The organism is Micromonospora sp. NPDC049529 (assembly GCF_055586685.1).
Genome location: NZ_JBVJHT010000014.1, coordinates 184751 through 203072 on the forward strand (window position 1 = coordinate 184751; position 18322 = coordinate 203072).

General features: G+C 71.7%; 18 protein-coding genes. 11 read left to right on the forward strand and 7 right to left on the reverse strand.

The genetic code is table 11. The features are described 5' to 3' along the window. Nucleotides 1–26: 26 nt before the first annotated feature. Nucleotides 27–1010, forward strand: a complete 984-nt coding sequence (gene hemB / locus ACZ6QQ_RS25020) for a porphobilinogen synthase (protein WP_465879493.1) — start codon at nucleotides 27–29, stop codon at nucleotides 1008–1010. Nucleotides 1011–1038: 28 nt separating this feature from the next. Here the strand turns inward: hemB and ACZ6QQ_RS25025 are convergent, their stop codons facing one another. Together ACZ6QQ_RS25025 and ACZ6QQ_RS25030 are read right to left on the reverse strand one after the other, a co-directional pair. Further along, nucleotides 1039–2073 (reverse strand): GNAT family N-acetyltransferase, encoded by a 1035-nt coding sequence (locus ACZ6QQ_RS25025; protein WP_465879576.1) that lies wholly within the window; start codon nucleotides 2071–2073, stop codon nucleotides 1039–1041. 83 nt (nucleotides 2074–2156) lie between these two features. Beyond that, nucleotides 2157–3611, reverse strand: a complete 1455-nt coding sequence (locus ACZ6QQ_RS25030) for a lytic transglycosylase domain-containing protein (protein WP_465879494.1) — start codon at nucleotides 3609–3611, stop codon at nucleotides 2157–2159. A gap of 57 nt (nucleotides 3612–3668) precedes the next feature. On the opposite strand from ACZ6QQ_RS25030, the gene ACZ6QQ_RS25035 reads away from it, so the two are divergent. Beyond that, nucleotides 3669–3899, forward strand: coding sequence for an FmdB family zinc ribbon protein (locus ACZ6QQ_RS25035; protein ID WP_465879495.1), 231 nt, complete (start codon nucleotides 3669–3671; stop codon nucleotides 3897–3899). A 226-nt stretch (nucleotides 3900–4125) separates the two neighbouring features. After that, nucleotides 4126–6990 (forward strand): winged helix-turn-helix domain-containing protein, encoded by a 2865-nt coding sequence (locus ACZ6QQ_RS25040; protein ID WP_465879496.1) that lies wholly within the window; start codon nucleotides 4126–4128, stop codon nucleotides 6988–6990. Between the two features lie 60 nt (nucleotides 6991–7050). Here ACZ6QQ_RS25040 and ACZ6QQ_RS25045 read toward each other — a convergent pair whose 3' ends face one another. After that, the gene (locus ACZ6QQ_RS25045; RefSeq protein ID WP_465879497.1) at nucleotides 7051–7587 is read right to left on the reverse strand and encodes a phospholipase; all 537 of its coding nucleotides are present in this window, start codon (nucleotides 7585–7587) and stop codon (nucleotides 7051–7053) included. A 321-nt stretch (nucleotides 7588–7908) separates the two neighbouring features. Here ACZ6QQ_RS25045 and ACZ6QQ_RS25050 point away from each other — a divergent pair, with 321 nt between their 5' ends. Continuing rightward, nucleotides 7909–8919: a potassium channel family protein gene (locus ACZ6QQ_RS25050; RefSeq protein ID WP_465879498.1), complete on the forward strand. Its 1011-nt coding sequence runs from the start codon at nucleotides 7909–7911 to the stop codon at nucleotides 8917–8919. A gap of 84 nt (nucleotides 8920–9003) precedes the next feature. Here ACZ6QQ_RS25050 and ACZ6QQ_RS25055 read toward each other — a convergent pair whose 3' ends face one another. From ACZ6QQ_RS25055 to ACZ6QQ_RS25065, 3 genes are all read right to left on the reverse strand, one after another. Then, nucleotides 9004–10038, reverse strand: coding sequence for a 2-oxoacid:ferredoxin oxidoreductase subunit beta (locus ACZ6QQ_RS25055; protein ID WP_465879499.1), 1035 nt, complete (start codon nucleotides 10036–10038; stop codon nucleotides 9004–9006). After that, nucleotides 10031–11878, reverse strand: coding sequence for a 2-oxoacid:acceptor oxidoreductase subunit alpha (locus ACZ6QQ_RS25060; RefSeq protein ID WP_465879500.1), 1848 nt, complete (start codon nucleotides 11876–11878; stop codon nucleotides 10031–10033). Before ACZ6QQ_RS25060 ends, ACZ6QQ_RS25055 begins: the two co-directional genes overlap by 8 nt. A 286-nt stretch (nucleotides 11879–12164) precedes the next feature. Further along, nucleotides 12165–13631 carry a hypothetical protein gene (locus ACZ6QQ_RS25065; RefSeq protein ID WP_465879502.1) on the reverse strand — a complete coding sequence of 489 codons (1467 nt, stop codon included), beginning with the start codon at nucleotides 13629–13631 and terminating at the stop codon, nucleotides 12165–12167. Between the two features lie 168 nt (nucleotides 13632–13799). Here ACZ6QQ_RS25065 and ACZ6QQ_RS25070 point away from each other — a divergent pair, with 168 nt between their 5' ends. Together ACZ6QQ_RS25070 and ndhC are read left to right on the forward strand one after the other, a co-directional pair. After that, nucleotides 13800–14024: a hypothetical protein gene (locus tag ACZ6QQ_RS25070; RefSeq protein ID WP_465879503.1), complete on the forward strand. Its 225-nt coding sequence runs from the start codon at nucleotides 13800–13802 to the stop codon at nucleotides 14022–14024. 31 nt (nucleotides 14025–14055) lie between these two features. Further along, nucleotides 14056–14436, forward strand: coding sequence for an NADH-quinone oxidoreductase subunit A (gene ndhC, locus ACZ6QQ_RS25075; RefSeq protein WP_329104743.1), 381 nt, complete (start codon nucleotides 14056–14058; stop codon nucleotides 14434–14436). 20 nt (nucleotides 14437–14456) lie between these two features. On the opposite strand, the gene folP is transcribed toward ndhC, so the two are convergent. After that, on the reverse strand, nucleotides 14457–15326 hold the full coding sequence (folP, locus tag ACZ6QQ_RS25080) for a dihydropteroate synthase (protein ID WP_465879504.1): 870 nt from the start codon (nucleotides 15324–15326) through the stop codon (nucleotides 14457–14459). A 127-nt stretch (nucleotides 15327–15453) separates the two neighbouring features. On the opposite strand from folP, the gene ACZ6QQ_RS25085 reads away from it, so the two are divergent. The 5 genes from ACZ6QQ_RS25085 (at nucleotide 15454) to ACZ6QQ_RS25105 (ending at nucleotide 18290) form a co-directional block, all read left to right on the forward strand. Next, the gene (locus tag ACZ6QQ_RS25085) at nucleotides 15454–16185 is read left to right on the forward strand and encodes a DivIVA domain-containing protein (protein WP_465879505.1); all 732 of its coding nucleotides are present in this window, start codon (nucleotides 15454–15456) and stop codon (nucleotides 16183–16185) included. Beyond that, nucleotides 16182–16676: an SRPBCC family protein gene (locus tag ACZ6QQ_RS25090; protein ID WP_465879507.1), complete on the forward strand. Its 495-nt coding sequence runs from the start codon at nucleotides 16182–16184 to the stop codon at nucleotides 16674–16676. Before ACZ6QQ_RS25085 ends, ACZ6QQ_RS25090 begins: the two co-directional genes overlap by 4 nt. A gap of 56 nt (nucleotides 16677–16732) precedes the next feature. After that, on the forward strand, nucleotides 16733–17350 hold the full coding sequence (locus ACZ6QQ_RS25095; RefSeq protein WP_465879508.1) for a DNA-3-methyladenine glycosylase I: 618 nt from the start codon (nucleotides 16733–16735) through the stop codon (nucleotides 17348–17350). Nucleotides 17351–17380: 30 nt separating this feature from the next. Beyond that, nucleotides 17381–17947: a hypothetical protein gene (locus ACZ6QQ_RS25100; RefSeq protein WP_465879509.1), complete on the forward strand. Its 567-nt coding sequence runs from the start codon at nucleotides 17381–17383 to the stop codon at nucleotides 17945–17947. 85 nt (nucleotides 17948–18032) lie between these two features. Then, nucleotides 18033–18290 carry a hypothetical protein gene (locus ACZ6QQ_RS25105; protein ID WP_465879511.1) on the forward strand — a complete coding sequence of 86 codons (258 nt, stop codon included), beginning with the start codon at nucleotides 18033–18035 and terminating at the stop codon, nucleotides 18288–18290. Nucleotides 18291–18322: the final 32 nt, after the last annotated feature.

Consider the following 18322-nt stretch of genomic DNA (forward strand, 5'->3'; position numbering starts at 1 on the left):
CGCCGACCGGTGGTACTGGAGGACCCATGTCGTACCCCGACACCCGGCCGCGACGGTTGCGGCGCACCCCGGCGATCCGCCGGCTGGTGAGCGAGACCCGGGTCGCACCGGCCGAGCTGGTGCTGCCGATGTTCGTCAAGGAGGGGCTGGCCGAGCCCCGGCCGGTCGCCACCCTGCCCGGAGTGCTGCAACACTCCCGCGACTCGCTGCGCAAGGCGGCGGTCGAGGCGGTCCAGGCCGGAGTCGGCGGCATCATGCTCTTCGGGGTGCCGGCGACCCGCGACGAGCGGGGCTCCGGCGGGACCGACCCGAACGGCATCCTCAACGTGGCGCTGCGCGACCTGCACGCCGAGCTGGGCGACAGCACGGTGCTGATGAGCGACCTGTGCCTGGACGAGTTCACCTCGCACGGGCACTGCGGCCTGCTCGCCCCGGACGGCAGCGTGGACAACGACGCGACCCTGGCCGCGTACGCCGAGATGGCCGTGGTCCAGGCCGCCTCCGGCGCCCACATGGTCGGCCCGTCCGGGATGATGGACGGCCAGGTCGGTGTGGTCCGTCGGGCCCTCGACGCGGCCGGCTACCAGGACACCTCGATCCTGGCGTACGCGGTGAAGTACGCCTCCGCGTTCTTCGGCCCGTTCCGGGACGCGGTCGAGTCGGCCCTGGAGGGCGACCGGAAGGGCTACCAGCAGGACCCGGCGAACCTGCGGGAGTCCCTGCGCGAGGTGCAGCTCGACATCAGCGAGGGCGCCGACCTGGTGATGGTCAAGCCGGCGCTGCCCTACCTCGACGTGCTGGCCGCGGTCCGCGACACGGTGGACGTGCCGGTCGCCGCCTACCAGGTCTCCGGCGAGTACGCGATGGTCGAGGCCGCCGCGGCGAACGGCTGGGTGGACCGGGACCGGGCGATCATGGAGACCCTGACCTCGATCCGTCGGGCCGGGGCACAGATCATCCTCACCTACTGGGCCGTCGAGGCGGCCAAGATGCTGCGCGAGAGCTACTGACCCACTGCGACGGTCGGGGCCGGGGGCGCTACGGCGTACCGGCCCCGCTGGCGTCGAGCCGGTGCACCAGTTCGGCCACGTTCACGCCGTACTCGCACCAGTCCCGCTCGGCCCGGAAACCCAGCTCGGCGTTGACCTTGAGCATCGGCTCGTTCGCCTGCGCGTTCCAGGTCTGCACCTCGGCCAGGTCCGGCTCGGCCGTACGCAGCTCGAACAGCATCCGTGCCTTGATCGCCCGGTCGATGCCGTACCCACGGTGGTCCTGCACGATGATCGTGTCGTACTGGTCGGCCCGGGTCGGGTGCTGGGCCGGCACCACCACCTCGGTCAACCCGGCGACCTCGCCGGTGCGCTCGTGCACGGCGAGCACGATGTACGGCTTCATGCCCCGCCGGTGCAGGCAGCTCAGGCTGTCCCGCAGCCGCTGCGGATCGTAGGAACTCGGCCGTAGGTCCAGGTCACCGTCGTCGATGTCGCGGATCTCGGCCTTGGCCCGCGCGTACGCGTCCAGCATCTCGTCCGGCGGACCACCGGGGTAGAACTCCAGCCGGTAGCCGGAGCTGATGCCGTTGGCCATCTCCTCCAGGGTGACCCAGTCCACCGTGGAAAGAGGCAGGACGCTGCGGGTCTCGACGTATTCCCGGGCGAAGCCGAGCGCCTCGAAGAAGTGGATCGCCGGGGTGTCCCCGATGACCTCCACCCCGAGCGAGGAGAAACCCTCCTGGTACGTCCGCCGGGCCGCCTTGGCCAGCAGTTCCCGTCCGAGCCCCCGGCGGCGCGCGTCCGGGTGGACGACCACGTCGATCACACCGATGTCGCCGAGCAGCAGGACGTGAATGTGGCCCACGATCCGGCCGGCCGTGCCGTCGGCGGTCGGTTGCTCCTGGGCGATCCAGGAAATTCGTCGTTCACCCGGCATCACCTCGGCGAGATACTCCCGAAGTGAGCTGTTCCGCCACTGAGGATCCGCCGGAAGGTCAGCCGCGAAGACCGCGTTGACAGTGTCCAGCAACGACTCGATCTCGGCGGACGACGCGGTCCGGGGATCCCACTCGCGCACCATCACCTCTACAGCTTGCCGCTAACCGCAGTCTGGCGAAAGTGGCCAATTCTTCAATGTACGTGGACCATTACGCTACGTCTAGACTACGCCCGACTGTTGGCGCCGTACTCGTTGGCCTTGTTGAACACGTCCTGAGCGTAAACCCGCACGTCGTTGTAGGACAGGATGGCGTTCCACCAGTCCTCGATCACGGAGAGGTTCCGGCTGCCCTTGCACAGATAGTTACCGGCCGCGAGGGCTGCGTCATCGAGGTCCTGCGGGTTCTTGACCCCGTCGTTGTCCGCGTCGACGCCGCTTTCCTGCCAGGTGGTCGGGATGAACTGCATTGGACCGACCGCCCGGTCGTAGGTGACGTCGCCGTCGAGCACGCCACGGTCGGTGTCCATGATCCGCATTCGGTTGCCCTGGCCGTCGAGTGGATCACCGATGATCCTCGGGGTGGACGCTCCCTTTGCGTCGAGCTGGGCGCCGTTGGCGGTGCCGTGTCGCGACTCGACATAGCCGATCGCGGCCAATGTGGTCCAGGTCAGTTTGCAGGCCGGTTTGGTCTGCGCGAGAACCAGTTCGGCGTATCCGTACGCCTCCATCGCCTGCGGCGCCACCCCGGTCCGGGTCGATGCCTGCTGGGCCCAGCTGCTGAGGACGTCGGCGGGTCGCGCGGTCGCCGGCAGTGCACCGGGCAGGCCGTTGGAGGGCAGCGGGCTGATCGGCAGGCCGGCGCCGTCGGTCGGGGCGACCGCGCCGTCGAGCCCGGTGGGCGGTGCGCTGAGGTCAGGGTTGGGGCCACCGGCGCCGCCGGCACGCGACGGCGGCACGTGCGAGGTGGCCGGGATCAGCACCCCGCCGGCCAGGCCGGCGGCGGCGATCAGGACCAGGATGAGCATCGCGGGCAGGACGAGCCGCCCGCTGCCACCCCGGGCCCAGGAGCGGACCGCGCGGATGGTCGCGGCGGGGATCTGGCGCGGTGGCGGGAACCGGCGCAGCGCGTGCGCGAACGGCACCCGGTTGCGCCGGCCACCGGTGGCCGCGCCCGCCGCGGCGGCGTCGGCCGGCTTTTCCGCGTCCGGTGCGGTGTCGGCAGCCTTGGTGTCGGGCGTCTTCTCCGCGTCCGGTCCGGTGTCGGCGCCCTTGGTGTCGGCCGTCTTCTGCGGGTCCGGTTCGGCGCTGGGCGCCTTTTCCGCGTCCGGTGCGGTGTCGGTCGGCTTCGTGCCGGCTGTCGTCTCCGGGGCCGGTGCGGTGTCGGCCGCCTTCACGTCGGCGCGGGGGGCGTCGTTCGGTGGGGTGGTGGCCGTCACGGTGTCGGTCGCGGTCGGCTCGCCGGGCTCGGTGCCGGTCGACGTCGACTCGCCGGGCTCGGGCTGCTTCGCGCCGGTCGCGGTGCCGTCCGTCGGTACCGGGACGGCTTGCTCCGGCCGGATCGGTTCCGGTGCCGCTCCCGAGCTGGCGAGCGGGCCGTCGAGCAGGGGTGCGGCCCGCCGCAGCGGCCGTGCCGCCGAGCTGTCCGCGCCGTTGGTCACGCGTTCTTCCCCGTCCGCCACGCGTCGAGTATTACCCACCCCGGCGAAAATCGTCAGGGGCGGTCGTACCCTGTTGCCATGCCCCGGTATGAGTTCCGCTGCCGCGCCTGCGGTGACACCTTCGAGATGAATCGACCGATGGCCGAGGCGTCCGCGCCCGCGACCTGCCCGCAGGGCCATGAGGACACGGTGAAGCTGCTCTCCGCCGTGTCGGTGACCGGTCGCGGTGGTTCGGTGGCGGGTGGCTCCGCCGGGGCCCGCCCGGCCGGTGGCGGTGGCGGTTGTTGCGGCGGCGGCTGCGGCTGCTGAGTGGTGCCCCGCTGCTCGCCTCCTTTCCATTCTGCGGCAACTGCGCATGATGCCCGATGTGCCCCGAGCGTCTAGATTGCCCAAGAGCTGACATTTAGTCGTTCTTCCATGGTCGCGTAGTGGGTTGGCACCTTGGGTCGGGCTCGCCCCGTCCGTTCCTACGATGCGCGGTGACGTCGAAATGCGGCAGCATAAACGCGACTTCCAGGGGGCGGAGGTTCCACGCATGTCGGTACGGATCCACCTGCCGAGTGGGCTGGTGACTTTCATGTTCACCGACATCGAGGGCTCGACCCGGTTGGCCCAGATGCTCGGTTCGGGCTATCGCCCGGTGCTCAGCGAGCATCGACGGCTGCTCCGCTCCACCCTGGCCGCCAGTGACGGCACGGAGCTGTTCACCGAGGGCGACTCGTTCTTCATCGCGTTCGCCGACGCGGCCGCCGCCCTCGACGCCTGCCTGACCGCACAGCGGGCCCTGGCCAGCCACGAGTGGCCGACCCCCGAGGCCACCCCACGGGTCCGGATGGGACTGCACACCGGACACGCCGAACCGCTCGCCGGTGAGTACGCCAGCGCCGAGGTGCACCGCGCCGCCCGGATCGCCGCCGCGGCGCACGGTGGGCAGGTCCTCTGCTCCGGTGCGACCGCCCGGCACGCGGCACCGCTGCCGCCCGGAGCATCGCTGCTCGACCTGGGACTGCACCGGCTGCGCGGGTTCGACGACCGGGAGCGCCTCTTCCAGTTGGTCGCGCCCGGCCTGGAGCGGCAGTTCCCCCGACCGCGCACGGCGGATGCCGTACCGCACAATCTGCCGACCCAGGTCACCTCGTTCGTCGGGCGCCGGGCGGAACGGGCCGAGCTCGACCGGCTGGTCAACGAGCACCGGCTGGTCACCGTGGTCGGGGCCGGTGGCGCGGGCAAGACCCGGCTCGCGGTCGAGGTGGTCGGGGCCGACGTGGAGACGTACCCGGACGGGGTCTGGTTCGTCGACATCGCGGCGGTGACCGATCCGGGCCTGGTGGCCTTCGCCATCGCGGCGGTGCTCGGCCTGCGTCCCGAGCCCGGCCGGCCGATGTCGGAGACCCTGGTCGAGTACGCCGCCTCGCGGCGGATGCTGGTCCTGCTGGACACCTGTGACGCCCAGCCGGCCGCCTGCGCCGAGGTGATCGCCCGGTTGCTCACCGGCGGCAGCGGCGTCCGGGTGCTGGCGACCAGCCGGGAGTCGCTCGGCCTGCCCGGCGAGGTGGTGTGGCGGATCCCGCCGCTGTCGGTGGAGCCCGGGCCGGGCGGTGGCCCGAGCGACGCGATCGCGCTGCTGCTCGACCGGACCATCGCCGCCCGGGGCGGCCGCCGGTCCAGCCCCGCCGAGTCGGCCGACCTGGAACGGGTGGTGGCCCGGTTGGACGGCCTCCCGCTCGCGATCGAGCTGGCCGCCGCCCGGCTGCGGATCCTCTCCGCGAGCCAACTCGCCGGACGGCTGGACGACGTGCTCGGCGCGCTGGACGCGGGGCGGGACGAGCCGGAGCAGCCCGCCGAACCGGCGCCCCGGTGGATCGCCAACCAGCACGACACCGTGGACCTGGCCGCCGCCGCGCTGGGCGTGGCGCCGGTCGCCGCCGCCCGCGCCGCCCAACGCTCGGCGACCCAGCGACACGTCACCATGCAGGCGACCGTCACCTGGTCGTACCGGACCCTCGGGCCCCGCGCCGCGCGGCTGCTGCGCTGGCTCGCGGTCTTCTCCGGCCCGGTCGACCTGGCCACCGTGGAGTGGCTGCTCGACGACGACCCGCTCGACCCGCTCTCGGTGCTCGCCGACAAGTCGATGATCCAGGTCGAGCCGCACATCTCCGGCAGCACCTACCGGATGCTCGACCCGATCCGCGCGTACGCCGCCCGCCGGCTGGTCGACGCCGGGGAGGAGCAGAGCGCCCGGGACCGGCACGTGGCCTGGTCCCTGCACGCCCTGCAACGGGCGTACCTCGGGCCGGACGACCGGCCGGTCACCCTGTCGCTGTACGCGCTCGACCCGCTCGCCGACGAGATGCGCGCCGCGCTGCGCTGGACGGCGACCGGTGGCAGTGCCCGCCAGGGCCTGCAACTGGCCGGTGGGCTCGACCAGTGGTGGCGCGAACGCGGGCTGGCCCGGGAGGGGCGACTCTGGCTGTTCCGGCTCTACGGTCGGATCGCCGAGACCGGTGAGCGGATTCCCGAGGCGGAGCTGGCTGCGGCGTACCACATGCACTCGTTGCACGCCGGTGCGGACGGCGAGTTCGCCGAGGAGCTGCGCTTCTCGCAGCGGGCCGAGTCAGCCGCCCGGCAGGCCGGTGACGCCGGTCTGCAGGCGCGGGTGCTCGCCGGCCGGGCCGCACCGCTGATCGACATGGGCCAGCTCGCCGAGGCCGAGCGGGTCTGCCGCGAGGTGATCGCCTGGGCGCACCAGAACGACGTCTCCGGCGATGCGCTGTTCGCCGTCTACAGCCTGGCGGAGCTGCTCTGGCGCCGGTGCGCGCTGGACGAGGCGGCCGAGTTGCTCGGGGCCGCCCGACCGGTGGAGGCGGCCCGTCCGACGGAGCGGGCCCGGCGCTCGGTGGACATGCTGCTCGGCATGGTGGCGCTGTCCCGGGGGGACCTGGTAGCCGCGCACGACCACCTGGTGGTCGCGCTCCGCTCCCGGATGGGGCACGGGTTCCACGGCCGGGCCTGCGACACGATCAACGCGATCGCGGTGCGCTGCGCCTGGGGTGGTGACCCGGTCACCGCCGCCCGTCTGTTCGGTGCGGCGCAGGCGACCCGGTCCGCGATGCGCAGCACGGCCGGGATGTTCGGTCCGTACTGGCTGGAGGAGCAGGCCGGCCTGCGGGCTGTGCTCGGGGACGCGGCGTTCGACGCGGCGTACGCGGAGGGGGCCGAGTTGACGCTGGAGGAGGCGGCGGCGGTGGCGCTCGCGGTCGATCACCCCGACCTGGCCGCCGGATCGATCCGGTTCTCCGGGGTGGAGCAGGCGGCACAGCGGTCGAGGGCCGGGCGCGCCTCGGTCCGTTCCGACCCGCTGCGCGAGACCCCCGACCGCCGGGAGCATCCCGGTTCCTGACCGGAACCGGTCAGCCCGCCGGGCCGGGCTCGGCGGACGAGCCCGGCCGGTGGAACCTGCTCAGTGGACGAGGCCGGCGCTGCGCTCGGCGTCGGACTTCATCTTGGCCACGCGGTCCAGGTCGGCCTGGCTCACGGCCACCTTGCCGAAGATGCTCACCGCCTCGTAGTAGATCCAGGCCAGGCTGTAGCAGGCTGGACGTACGACCGAGTTGTAGGTGGCGCAGGAGCGCTTGAGGTCCTCGTAGAAGGCGCTGTCCAGCCGGGACTTGTTGTTCGGGAACTGGCCGACCGCCTTGAAGTTGCGGTAGCCGAAGTCGTGCCGGTAGCAGGAGAGTTCGAAGTTGAACCCGAGGGGGTTGTCCGGGCTCGACGAGCAGTAGTCGGTGGACCAGTCGAAGTTGTAGTCGGCCCAGGGCGCCTTGTTGTTCCGGGCGGCGTTCCAGTTGTTGTAGCTGGCGGCGCTGGTCTGGGTCCAACCGGTCAGTACGGAGAGCTTCTGGGCGGGCGTCACCGCGGCTGCGGGCGAGGCGACGCCGAGGATGCCGAGCAGGGCAAACGCTGCGGCGGCGAGCACTGTGGTCAACCGACGGGGCATGGGGGATACCTCCGGACGAAGCGATGCCCTGTTGGGCACCCGGGGGGTGGGGGGTTTGTTACCGGCGGGTTACCGGGTCTGCCCAGTCTCGATGAATCGTCGGACGTCGATCTCGATCTGGCATGAATATTTGTCGACATGCGTCGAAACAGACGCATGTGCATCAAACCAGCGTCATCAGGTCGGAACCACCGGTGACGGCGGGGTGACCGGCGGCCGTGCAGGTCGACGTGGGGTGTCGGCCGCCCGTGCACTCCCGGCCGGGCGTACCCGCTATGTTGTGGGCGTGCAGCAGAGTGTGGCGACCGGACCGGACCCGCGGTGATCCATTTCCCCGCCGTCCGGCAGGGCCCGTTGCGTGCCCTCAGCCTGCGACTTCTCGCCGCCATCGGGCTGGTGCTGATCATCGTCTTCGTGGTCTACATCGACCGGGACGGCTACCGGGATGTCAACGAGGACAACCTCACCCTGCTCGACTCCGCCTACTACGCGGTGGTCACCCTCTCGACCACCGGGTACGGCGACATCACGCCGATCTCACCCTCCGCCCGGTTGGTGAACGTCCTGATCATCACCCCGGCCCGGGTGCTGTTCCTGATCATCCTGGTCGGTACCACGCTGGAAGTCCTGACCGAGCAGTACCGCACCAACCTCCGCATGACGCGGTGGAGGAAAACTGTGAAAGACCACGTCATCATCTGCGGTTACGGCACCAAGGGGCGCAGCGCCATCAGCGCCCTGCTGGAGACCGAATACGACAAGTCGAAGATCGTCGTGGTGGAGCGGAGCGCGACCGCCGTACGGCAGGCCACCGCCGCCGGTCTGGTCGCGATCGAGGGCTCGGCCACCCGGTCCTCCGTGCTCAACGAGGCGCACGTCAAGAACGCCAAAGCGGTGATCATCGCGACCGACAGCGACGACGCGTCGGTGCTGGTCGCGCTCACCGTACGGCAGCTCACCGCCGGCCAGGTACGGATCATCGCGGCCGTACGCGAGGCCGAGAACGCCCCCCTGCTGAAGCAGAGCGGCGCGCACCACGTGATCGTCTCGTCGGCCACCGCCGGTCGGCTGCTCGGCCTGTCCACCTCCGCCCCGCCGCTGATCGACGTGGTCGAGGACCTGCTCACCCCCGGCCAGGGCATGGCGTTGGCCATGCGCTCGGCCGAGCGGCACGAGGTCGGCACCTCGCCCCGTGAGGTGGAGGCGCTGGTCATCGCGCTGATCCGGCGCGGCAAGGTGGTCTCGGTGGTGGAACCGGCCGGGGTGCGGATCGAGACCGGGGACATGCTCGTCTACGTACGCGACGACCGCCCGTCCACGGCACAGGTCTGACCGCTCCGACCCCTCCCGTACGACACGAGCAGGGCCCCACGGACGACCGCGGGGCCCTGCTCGTGTCTGCCGATGTCCGGTGGACTACATGATGGTCCAGGTGTCGCCGCTGTTCAGCAGGCCGGCGAGCTGCTGCTCCGGGGTGTCGGTGTTGCCCGCCACGGCGGTCGCCACCTGCTCCTGCACGATGCTGTCGTAGGACGGCCGGGAGACGCTGCGGAGCACCCCGATCGGGGTGTTGCGCAGGTCGAAGCCGGGCAGCCGGGAGAGCGCGAACGCGTACGCCGGCTCGGTCACACCGGTGTCGTGCACGACGATGTCCTCGGGGCGTACGGAGGCGGTGTCGCGCACCTCCAGGCCGAAGCCGCCCGGCGTCTGTACGACGCAGAACTGCCCCTGTGCGCCGAACGTGATCGGCGCACCGTGCTCCAGCCGGATCAGGTAGTCGTCGCGCGTGCCAGGCTCCTTGAGCTGGTCGAACGCGCCGTCGTTGAAGATGTTGCAGTTCTGGTAGATCTCGACGAACGCCGAGCCCTGGTGCTCGGCGGCGGCCCGGAGCACCGACTGGAGGTGCTTGCGGTCGGAGTCGATGGTGCGGCCGACGAAGGTCGCCTCCGCGCCGAGCGCCAGCGACAGCGGGTTGAACGGCGAGTCCGCCGAGCCGACCGGGGTCGACTTGGTGATCTTGCCGACCTCCGAGGTGGGCGAATACTGCCCCTTGGTGAGGCCGTAGATCCGGTTGTTGAACAGCAGGATCTTCAGGTTGACGTTGCGGCGCAGCGCGTGGATCAGGTGGTTGCCGCCGATGGAGAGGGCGTCGCCGTCACCGGTGACCACCCAGACCGACAGGTCCGGCCGGGAGACCGACAGGCCGGTCGCGATCGCCGGCGCCCGCCCGTGGATCGAGTGCATCCCGTACGTGTTCATGTAGTACGGGAACCGGGACGAGCAGCCGATGCCGGAGACGAACACGGTCCGCTCGCGCGGGATCTGCAACTCCGGCATGAACGACTGCACGGCGGCCAGGATCGCGTAGTCACCGCAGCCGGGGCACCAGCGCACCTCCTGGTCGGACTTGAAGTCCTTGGCGGTGAGCTTGAGAGCGAGGGGCTCAGGCATTCTTCACTACCTCTTCCAGCATGGACTCCAGCTCGGTGGCCGTGAACGGCAGGCCCCGGACCTGGTTGTAGCTGATCGCGTCGACCAGGAAACGGGCCCGGATCACGTGCGCGAGCTGACCGAGGTTCATCTCCGGGATGACCACCCGGTCGTACGCCTTCAGCACCTCGCCGACGTTGGCCGGCATCGGCGACAGGTGGCGCAGGTGCGCCTGGGCCACCGAGAGCCCGTTCTGCCGCAGCGCCCGGCAGGCGGCGCCGATCGGGCCGTAGGTCGAACCCCAACCGAGCACCAGCACCCGGGCGTCGCCGTCCGGGTCCTCCACCTCCAGGTCCGGCACCGGGATGGCCTCGATTCGGGCCGCCCGGGTACGGACCATGAAGTCGTGGTTCGCCGGGTCGTACGAGATGTCGCCGGTCTTGTCGGCCTTCTCCAGCCCACCGATCCGGTGTTCCAGGCCGGGTGTGCCGGGGATGGCCCACGGCCGGGCCAGGGTCACCGGGTCGCGCAGGTAGGGCAGGAACGTGGTGCCGTCCTCGCCGTTGGGCTCGGTGGCGAACTCGACCCGGAGGTCGGGCAGGGAGTCGACCTCGGGCAGCAGCCACGGCTCGGAGCCGTTGGCGACGTAGTTGTCCGAGAGCAGGATCACCGGTGTGCGGTACGTCAGCGCGATCCGGGCCGCCTCGATCGCGGCGTGGAAGCAGTCCGACGGGGACCTCGGGGCGATCACCGCGACGGGTGCCTCACCGTGCCGGCCGTACAGGGCCATGTTCAGGTCGGCCTGCTCGGTCTTGGTCGGCAGGCCGGTCGACGGGCCGGCCCGCTGCACGTCGACGATGACCAGCGGCAGTTCGAGCGCGACCGCGAGCGAGATGGTCTCGCCCTTGAGGGCGACGCCGGGGCCGCTGGTGGTGGTCACGCCGAGCGCACCGCCGTACGACGCGCCCAGTGCCGCGCCGATGGCCGCGATCTCGTCCTCGGCCTGCATCGTGGTGACGCCGAACCGCTTGTGCTTGCTCAGCTCGTGCAGGATGTCCGAGGCCGGGGTGATCGGGTAGGCGCCGAGGAAGACCGGCAGTTTCGCGCGTACTCCGGCGGCGACCAGGCCGAGCGACAGGGCCGCGTTGCCGGTGATGTTGCGGTACGTGCCGGGGTTCATCTTGGCCGGCTTGACCTCGTACCGGACGCCGAAGTCCTCGGTGGTCTCGCCGAAGTTCCAACCGGCCTTGAAGGCGGCGGTGTTCGCCGCGATCAGCTCCGGCCGCTTGGCGAACTTGCGTTCGAGGAAGCGGATAGTGGAGGCGTAGGGCCGGGAGTACATCCAGGAGAGCAGGCCGAGGGCGAACATGTTCTTGGCCCGCTCGGCGTCCTTCTTGGCCACGTTCAGTTCGGCCAGCGCCCCGATGGTCATCGAGGTCAGCGCGACCGGGTGCAGCGCGTACGCGTCCAGGGAGCCGTCTTCGAGCGGGCTGACCGTGTAGCCGACCTTGGCCAGGTTGCGCTTGGTGAACTCGTCGGTGTTGACGATGATGTCCGCGCCACGGGGCAGGTCGGTCAGGTTGGCCTTCAGCGCCGCCGGGTTCATCGCGACCAGGACGTTCGGCGCGTCACCCGGGGTGAGGATGTCGTAGTCGGCGAAGTGCACCTGGAAGCTGGAGACGCCGGGCAGGGTGCCGGCGGGTGCCCGGATCTCGGCGGGGAAGTTCGGCAGCGTCGAGATGTCGTTGCCGAGCTGCGCGGTTTCCGAGGTGAAGCGGTCGCCGGTGAGCTGCATCCCGTCGCCGGAGTCGCCGGCGAACCGGATCACCACCCGATCCAGTTGACGGACCTGCTTGGTCACGTGACCTCCTGTCGCCGGCGGCGGTTCGGACGTTGCGGTCTGTCCCCGCCCTGTCTCTCATCGAGAGCCTACGTCGGACCCTTAGGTAAACCTTCCCCCAGGTCCGTCGGATGGGAAGGGCAAGAAAGCGGATTTGCCGGTATTTGCCCGGTCAAACTTTATCGACGTAACCCAGATCACTGGGGTTCGGTCCGCTTCCCGATCCATCATCGCCCGAGGTCGACGCCGTCACCGCTGATTGCCCGGCAGTTCCTGAAGTCCGCACGATCGCGAAGGTCCGTGCCGGTCAGAGGGTGTGCCGGCGCAGCGTCACGGCCGCGAGCGTCAGCGCGAGCGCCACCAGCAGACCGGAGATCACGATCAGCCCGATCGCGGTTCGCTGCACACCGGTCAGCCCGTCGTCCGGGCGTGAGACGGGTCGCACTACCGGCAGGACCCCCTGCGAACCGACCGGCGTCACGCCGGCCGTCGTGGTGGTGCCGGCGGCGACCGCGCTGATCCGGAAGCTCATCTGCATCCGGCCGGTCCGGCCGTGCGCCGGGGTGAGGGTGCCGATGGCGGCACCGGACAGGGGTGCCATCCGCTGGGCGTCGGGTGTCGCGGCGACCGGCAGCCGTACGGTTGCCGTCTGCCCGGCCCGGATCCGGCCGAGGTCGCAGCCGACGCGCGACGTGCCGGCCGGGTCGGGGCCGCTCGGTGCCGGGGTGGCGGGCGACGGCGCGGTGGATCGGCACCCGGCCGGCGGGGTCGGCACGGTGACCCCGGCCGGCAGGACGACCTCGATGGTGCCCGCCGCGTCGGCCGCACCGGTGTTGCCGAGCCGGACCACCAGCGTGGTCGGCGTCCCGGTCACGTCGAAGCTGACCTCGTCGGCGCCGAGTGTCACCCCGGCCGACGGTGGGCCGGGTGGGAAGAGCACCGCGAAGCCCTCGTCGTCGGTCACCGCCGCCACCCCCGACCGGACCGGGTCGGTGGCGCTGACCTGCACCGAGCCGTCGAGCGGCAGTCGCTGCCAGGCGTCGCCGGCGACCAGCACCCGGATCCGGGCGCTGAACCGGGCACCGGCCGTGGTGGTCCAGGCGCCGCACTGGTACGTCCCACGCCCGGTGGCCGAACAGCCCTCGGTGCCGGCGTCGGTGACGCCGTCGGGCAGCGTGTACCGCAGCCCGACGAGCGCCGGCCCGTCACCGGTGTTCGTCACGGTGACCCGCAGTTCGGCGGTGGTGCTCCGGGCGCTCCAGTAGGCGTCGGTGAGGGTGATGTCGCCGGTGGTGACGGTGACCCCGAGGCGGGGTGGGCCCGGCCGCGTCGGCGGTCTGGGCGGGATGCCGGGCGGTGGCGGGGTGGACGGGGTGGTGCCGGGGTCGCCGGTCGGGGGTGGGGTGCCCGGCGGGGGCGGGTCGGTCGGCCCGCTCGTTGTCGGGCCCGTGGTCGGTGGCTCGGTGGCCGGTGGTGTGGTCGGGGCGACCGTCGGTTGTCCGGTTTCCGGGGGCTGGCTCGGCTCCGGCTCCTCCGGGGCGGTTCCGCCGCCGGTCGGCTGCGCCGACTCGGGCACCGCGCGGGTGGTCGCGGCGGCCCGGCCCGCTCCGGCGGCCGTGATCGCGGCGGACCCGACGGTGGTGAGCACGATGAGCGCGGCGACGGCCAGCGCGGCGCCGGCGCGCGCCCGGCCCGGCGTACGGCTGCGGCCGGCGGCCCGGGGGACGGTGTGCCGAGGTGTGCGAGTACGTGGTTCGAACTCCACGCCTGCCATCAGTCCTCCGGTGGTGCCGCTTGGTCTGCCTCATTATTCGACGCGGCCGGGCCGGGTGCGCCGACTCCACACGGAACAAATCCGTAACGTCCGGGTGCCATCGTCAGCATGTGTTGACGATCCGGTTTCGTCAACGTATGTTGACGGTAGGAACTGGGAGGTGCCGTCATGTCACTGGTCGCACAGGAATCCGACGACGACCCCCGGCGGGCCCTGCGCGCCGCCGGAGAGTGGCGCCGCAGCGCCGAGAAGGCCGAGGCGATCCAGGTACGGCGCGCCCGCAACGCCGGCCTGAACTGGCCCCAGATCGCGCTCGCGCTCGGCGTCACCACCACCGAGGTCCGCCGCAGGTACGGCACCCGCCGCCGGCTGCTGCGCGCCGGTCAGCCCTGACCGGCCCCGGAGTACCGGTAGGCTGCCGCGCATGAGCGGCTATCTCGGGTCGTACGCGACGCTCGGGCTCCTGTTGCTCGCCAGCGTCCTGGTCTTCGTCGGGGCGTTCTCGGCGAACCGGCTGCTCCGGCCGGCCCACCCGGCCGACCCGCCGGGCAAGCGGACCAGCTACGAGAGCGGGGTCGACCCGGTCGGCAGCGGCTGGGCACAGGTGCAGATCCGCTACTACGTCTACGCCTACCTGTACGTGCTCTTCGCGGTGGAGGCGGTCTTCCTCTTCCCCTGGGCGGTCGTCTTCGACCGTCCCGGCTTCGGCCTGGTCACCGTCGTCGAGATGGCGATCTTCGTCGCCGTGCTGGCGCTCGGCATCCTCTACGCCTGGCGCAAGAACATCCTGCGCTGGTCCGACTGAGGCGCGGGTCGGCCGAAGGCTCAGGCCAGGCCGCGCCGGGAGAGCGCGGGCGGACGGTCGCCCCGGATCGAGGCGACCATGTCCAGCGCCCGCCGGGTCTGGCGTACCTGGTGCGCCCGGAACACCCGCGCGCCCAGCCAGGCCGAGACCGTGGTCGCCGCGAGCGTCCCCTCCAGCCGCTCGTCGACCGGTACGTCCAGCGTCTCGCCGACGAAGTCCTTGTTCGAGAGCGCCACCAGCACCGGCCAGCCGGTCGAGGTCAACTCACCGAGCCGACGGGTGATCTCCAGCGAGTGCCGGGTGTTCTTGCCGAAGTCGTGCGCCGGGTCGATCAGGATCCCGTCCGGGCGTACGCCGAGCGCGACCGCCCGCTCGGCGAGCCCGGTGACCGTCGACACCACGTCGGCCACCACGTCGTCGAAGGCCGCCCGGTGCGGGCGGGTACGCGGACTCAGCCCACCGGCGTGCGAGCAGACCAGGCCCGTGCCGGTGTCGGCGGCGACCTGTGCGAGGGCCGGGTCGGCGCCGGACCAGGTGTCGTTGAGCAGGTCCGCCCCGGCGGCCACCGCCTCGACGGCCACCTCGGCCCGCCAGGTGTCGATCGAGATCACCACGTCGGGGAAGGCGGCCCGGACGGCGGCGATGGTGGCCACCGTACGGCGGATCTCCTCGGCCACCCCGACCTCCGCGCCCGGTCCGGCCTTGACCCCGCCGATATCGATGATCTGCGCTCCCTCGGCGAGTGCCCGTTCGGCCGCGCGCAGGGCGGCGTCGGCCGCGTACGTCGCGCCGCGATCGAAGAACGAGTCCGGCGTACGATTCACGATCGCCATCACGGCCAGGTCACCGGGGCCGAAGGTCTGCGTACCCAGCCGTAACGTCCGGCCCATCCGGAACCTCCCTCGAAAGCCGACACCGATGGTCCCGACGCTAACCGGCCGGCACCGACCGGGTGCGACGGGAGTCCGGCGGGGTGGCGGGGTCGCCCGGCTGGGCCCGTCGTGACACGATTCTTCTATGGGTCAGTTTCTCCTCCTCCTGGTTGTGGCGTTGACCGCCGCGGCGGTCGTCTTCGGCGTGACCGTGCTGTTGACCGGCAGCGATCCCGGTCTCGCCCCGGCCGAGCCGGACGGCCGGGCGGTGCCGCTGCCGGGCAGCCGGCCATTGGCGGAGTCCGATGTCAGTGAGGTGCGGTTCGACACCGCGCTGCGCGGGTACCGGATGAGCCAGGTCGACCAGGCGTTCCAGCGGGCGGCCTACGACATCGGCTACAAGGACGAACTGATCGGTGTGCTGGAGGCGGAGGTGACGGCGTTGCGCGAGGGCCGTGCCGCCGACGCCGACGCGCTGCACCGGGCCCGGGTGGCGGCGCTCGCGCCGGCCGCCAACGGGGCAGAGGTCGTGCCGGACGCCTCACCGGTCCGCCGACCCGAGACCACCCCGACCGATGTCACCGCACCGGCAGTCGCCACCGCGGCCGACCCCGGCGTTCCGGCAGCGAGCGACGGCACCCCGGTACCGGGTGACAGTGCCGCGGCGCCGGGCGACAGCATCTCGGCAGCTGGCGCGGGCGCCGGCACCCCGGCAGCGCGCGCCGGCGCGGCCGTGCCGGACGCCGCCTCGGCACCGGCCGACGCCGCGCCGACCGGTACCGGACCCGCGCCTGATCCAGCGCGGGAGGACGTACCGGCGCGGGAGGACGTGCCGGCGGAGAGCGCCGGGCCGGCGCTCCGGTCGGAGCGCGGGTGACCGGGACCGGTCCGGACGGTTTGGACGGCACCGTAGCGCCGGGTGCCGGTGAGGTCACCGCGACGGTGATCGTGCGGGCGCCGGCGGCGACGGTGTTCGCCGCCTTCACCGCGTGGGAACGGCAGGGTGAGTGGATCCCGTTCACCCGGGTCCGGGTGGTGCAGGGTGACGGCGGCGAGGGCAGCCTGGTCGAGGCGGTGACCACGGTCGGCCCGGCGGTGCTGCGCGACGAGATGCGGGTGACCCGGGTGGACGCCCCGTACGAGCTGCGGGTGCTGCACTGTGGACGGTTGCTGCGCGGTCCCGGCGTGCTGCGCTGCACCCCGATGGACCGTGAGCGGACCCAGGTGGTCTGGCACGAGTGGTTCCACCTACCCGGCGGCACGGTCGGCCGGTGGGCCTGGCCGTTGCTCTGGCCCGGGTCGAAGCTCAGCCTCGGCCAGGCGCTGAAGCGGTTCGCCCGGCTGGTCGAGAGCGGGCAGTTGCCCTGATCACGGCCTTGCCGACGGGTTAGCATCGGCCGCTGGCCTGACCTACCGTAGTGACCGTGACGGATCTGGTGATCGGCGTGGACGGGCTGGCCCGGTGCGGCTGGGGTGCGAGCACGCCGGACTATGCGATATACCACGACGAGGAGTGGGGACGGCCGCTGCGCGGCGACGACGCCCTCTTCGAGCGGCTCACCCTGGAGGCGTTCCAGTCGGGCCTGTCCTGGCTGACCATCCTGCGCAAGCGGGAGGCCTTCCGGGCCGCCTTCGACCGCTTCCACCTGGAGACCGTCGCCGGGTACGACGAGTCGGACGTCGTACGACTGCTGGGTGATGCCGGAATTGTTCGTAACCGTAGCAAGATCGAGGCCGCCGTCAACAACGCCCGTGCCGCGCTCGACCTGCCTGACGGGCTCTCCGCCCTGCTCTGGAGCTTCGCCCGGACCGGGCAGCGGGCCCGACCGCGCTCCTTCGCCGAGGTGCCGGCCCGTACAGCCGAGTCGACCGCCCTGGCCAAGGAACTCAAGCGGCGGGGCTTCCGGTTCGTCGGCCCGACCACCGCGTACGCGCTGATGCAGGCGACCGGGATGGTCGACGACCACCTCGTCGGCTGCCACGTCCGACGGGAGAACCCCACCGGTCGTTCCGAGCCGCCGGTAGCGGCCGTGATGGGATAGGGCCATGGGTCAGCGGAACGAGGCTCGGGCATGAGCGCCTGGGCGGTGGTCATCAGCGATGAGCGGTACGAGGCGGAGCGGCTCTTCCACCACGACACCGTGGAGTTCACCGGCCTGGCGGGGCGGCACCGGCCGGCCAACGGCGACCCGGTGCTGGTGCTGCGCGACGGCGGCAGCCCACTCCTGGTGGCACTGGGCCGGATCACCCCGTACGCGATCGAGCAGGACCGGGATCCCGACGGTGAGGGGCCCGGCGCGCTGGTGGTGACGTACACCCGGCGGGTGTTCGACCGGCCGGCCCAGATCGACCAGCTCACCCTCGACGGGCCGCTGACCCCGGTCGACCCGGACACCTACCGGGCGCTGGCCGACCGGATCGGGCCGCCGCCGGACCGGAAGACCTGGCTGGTCAGCCTGGACCTGCCGATCGAGGCCGCGTCACCGGCCGAGGCGGTCGGGATCTTCTGGTCCTACGTGCGCGACCTCGGGCCGCAGGAGCTGCCGGCGTTCGTCTCGCCGGCCGGCAACGAGCTGGCCATGCAGGCGTTCGTGCTCGGGGTCGAGGCCAACCAGGACCCGGAAGAGGACGACGACTAGGGCCCATTCCTGCCACGGGGGGCTGTCGCATCGATAGACGTGCGTTGATAATGGGGTGCCCCCTGTGTCGAGGCTGGGAGACGTCATGCGCAACCGTGTCGCCGTGGCAGTGGCCACCTGCTTCTCCGGACTGATTCTCGCCACGTCGGCGGCCGGACCCGCGTCCGCCGCGACCTGGTACCCGAGCGGACCGTACTACGACGAGGCCGAGTGCGAACGCTACCGCGAGATCTACCGAGAGATCCCGGTGTTCGTGGGTCGGTGCGCGTACCACGACAAGCCGAACGACGTGCAGGACGGCTGGTGGTTCCAGCACACCGAGCTGCCCTGGGGACGCCCTTAGCCGGGTGCGACCGGTGTTCCGGGCACCCGGCT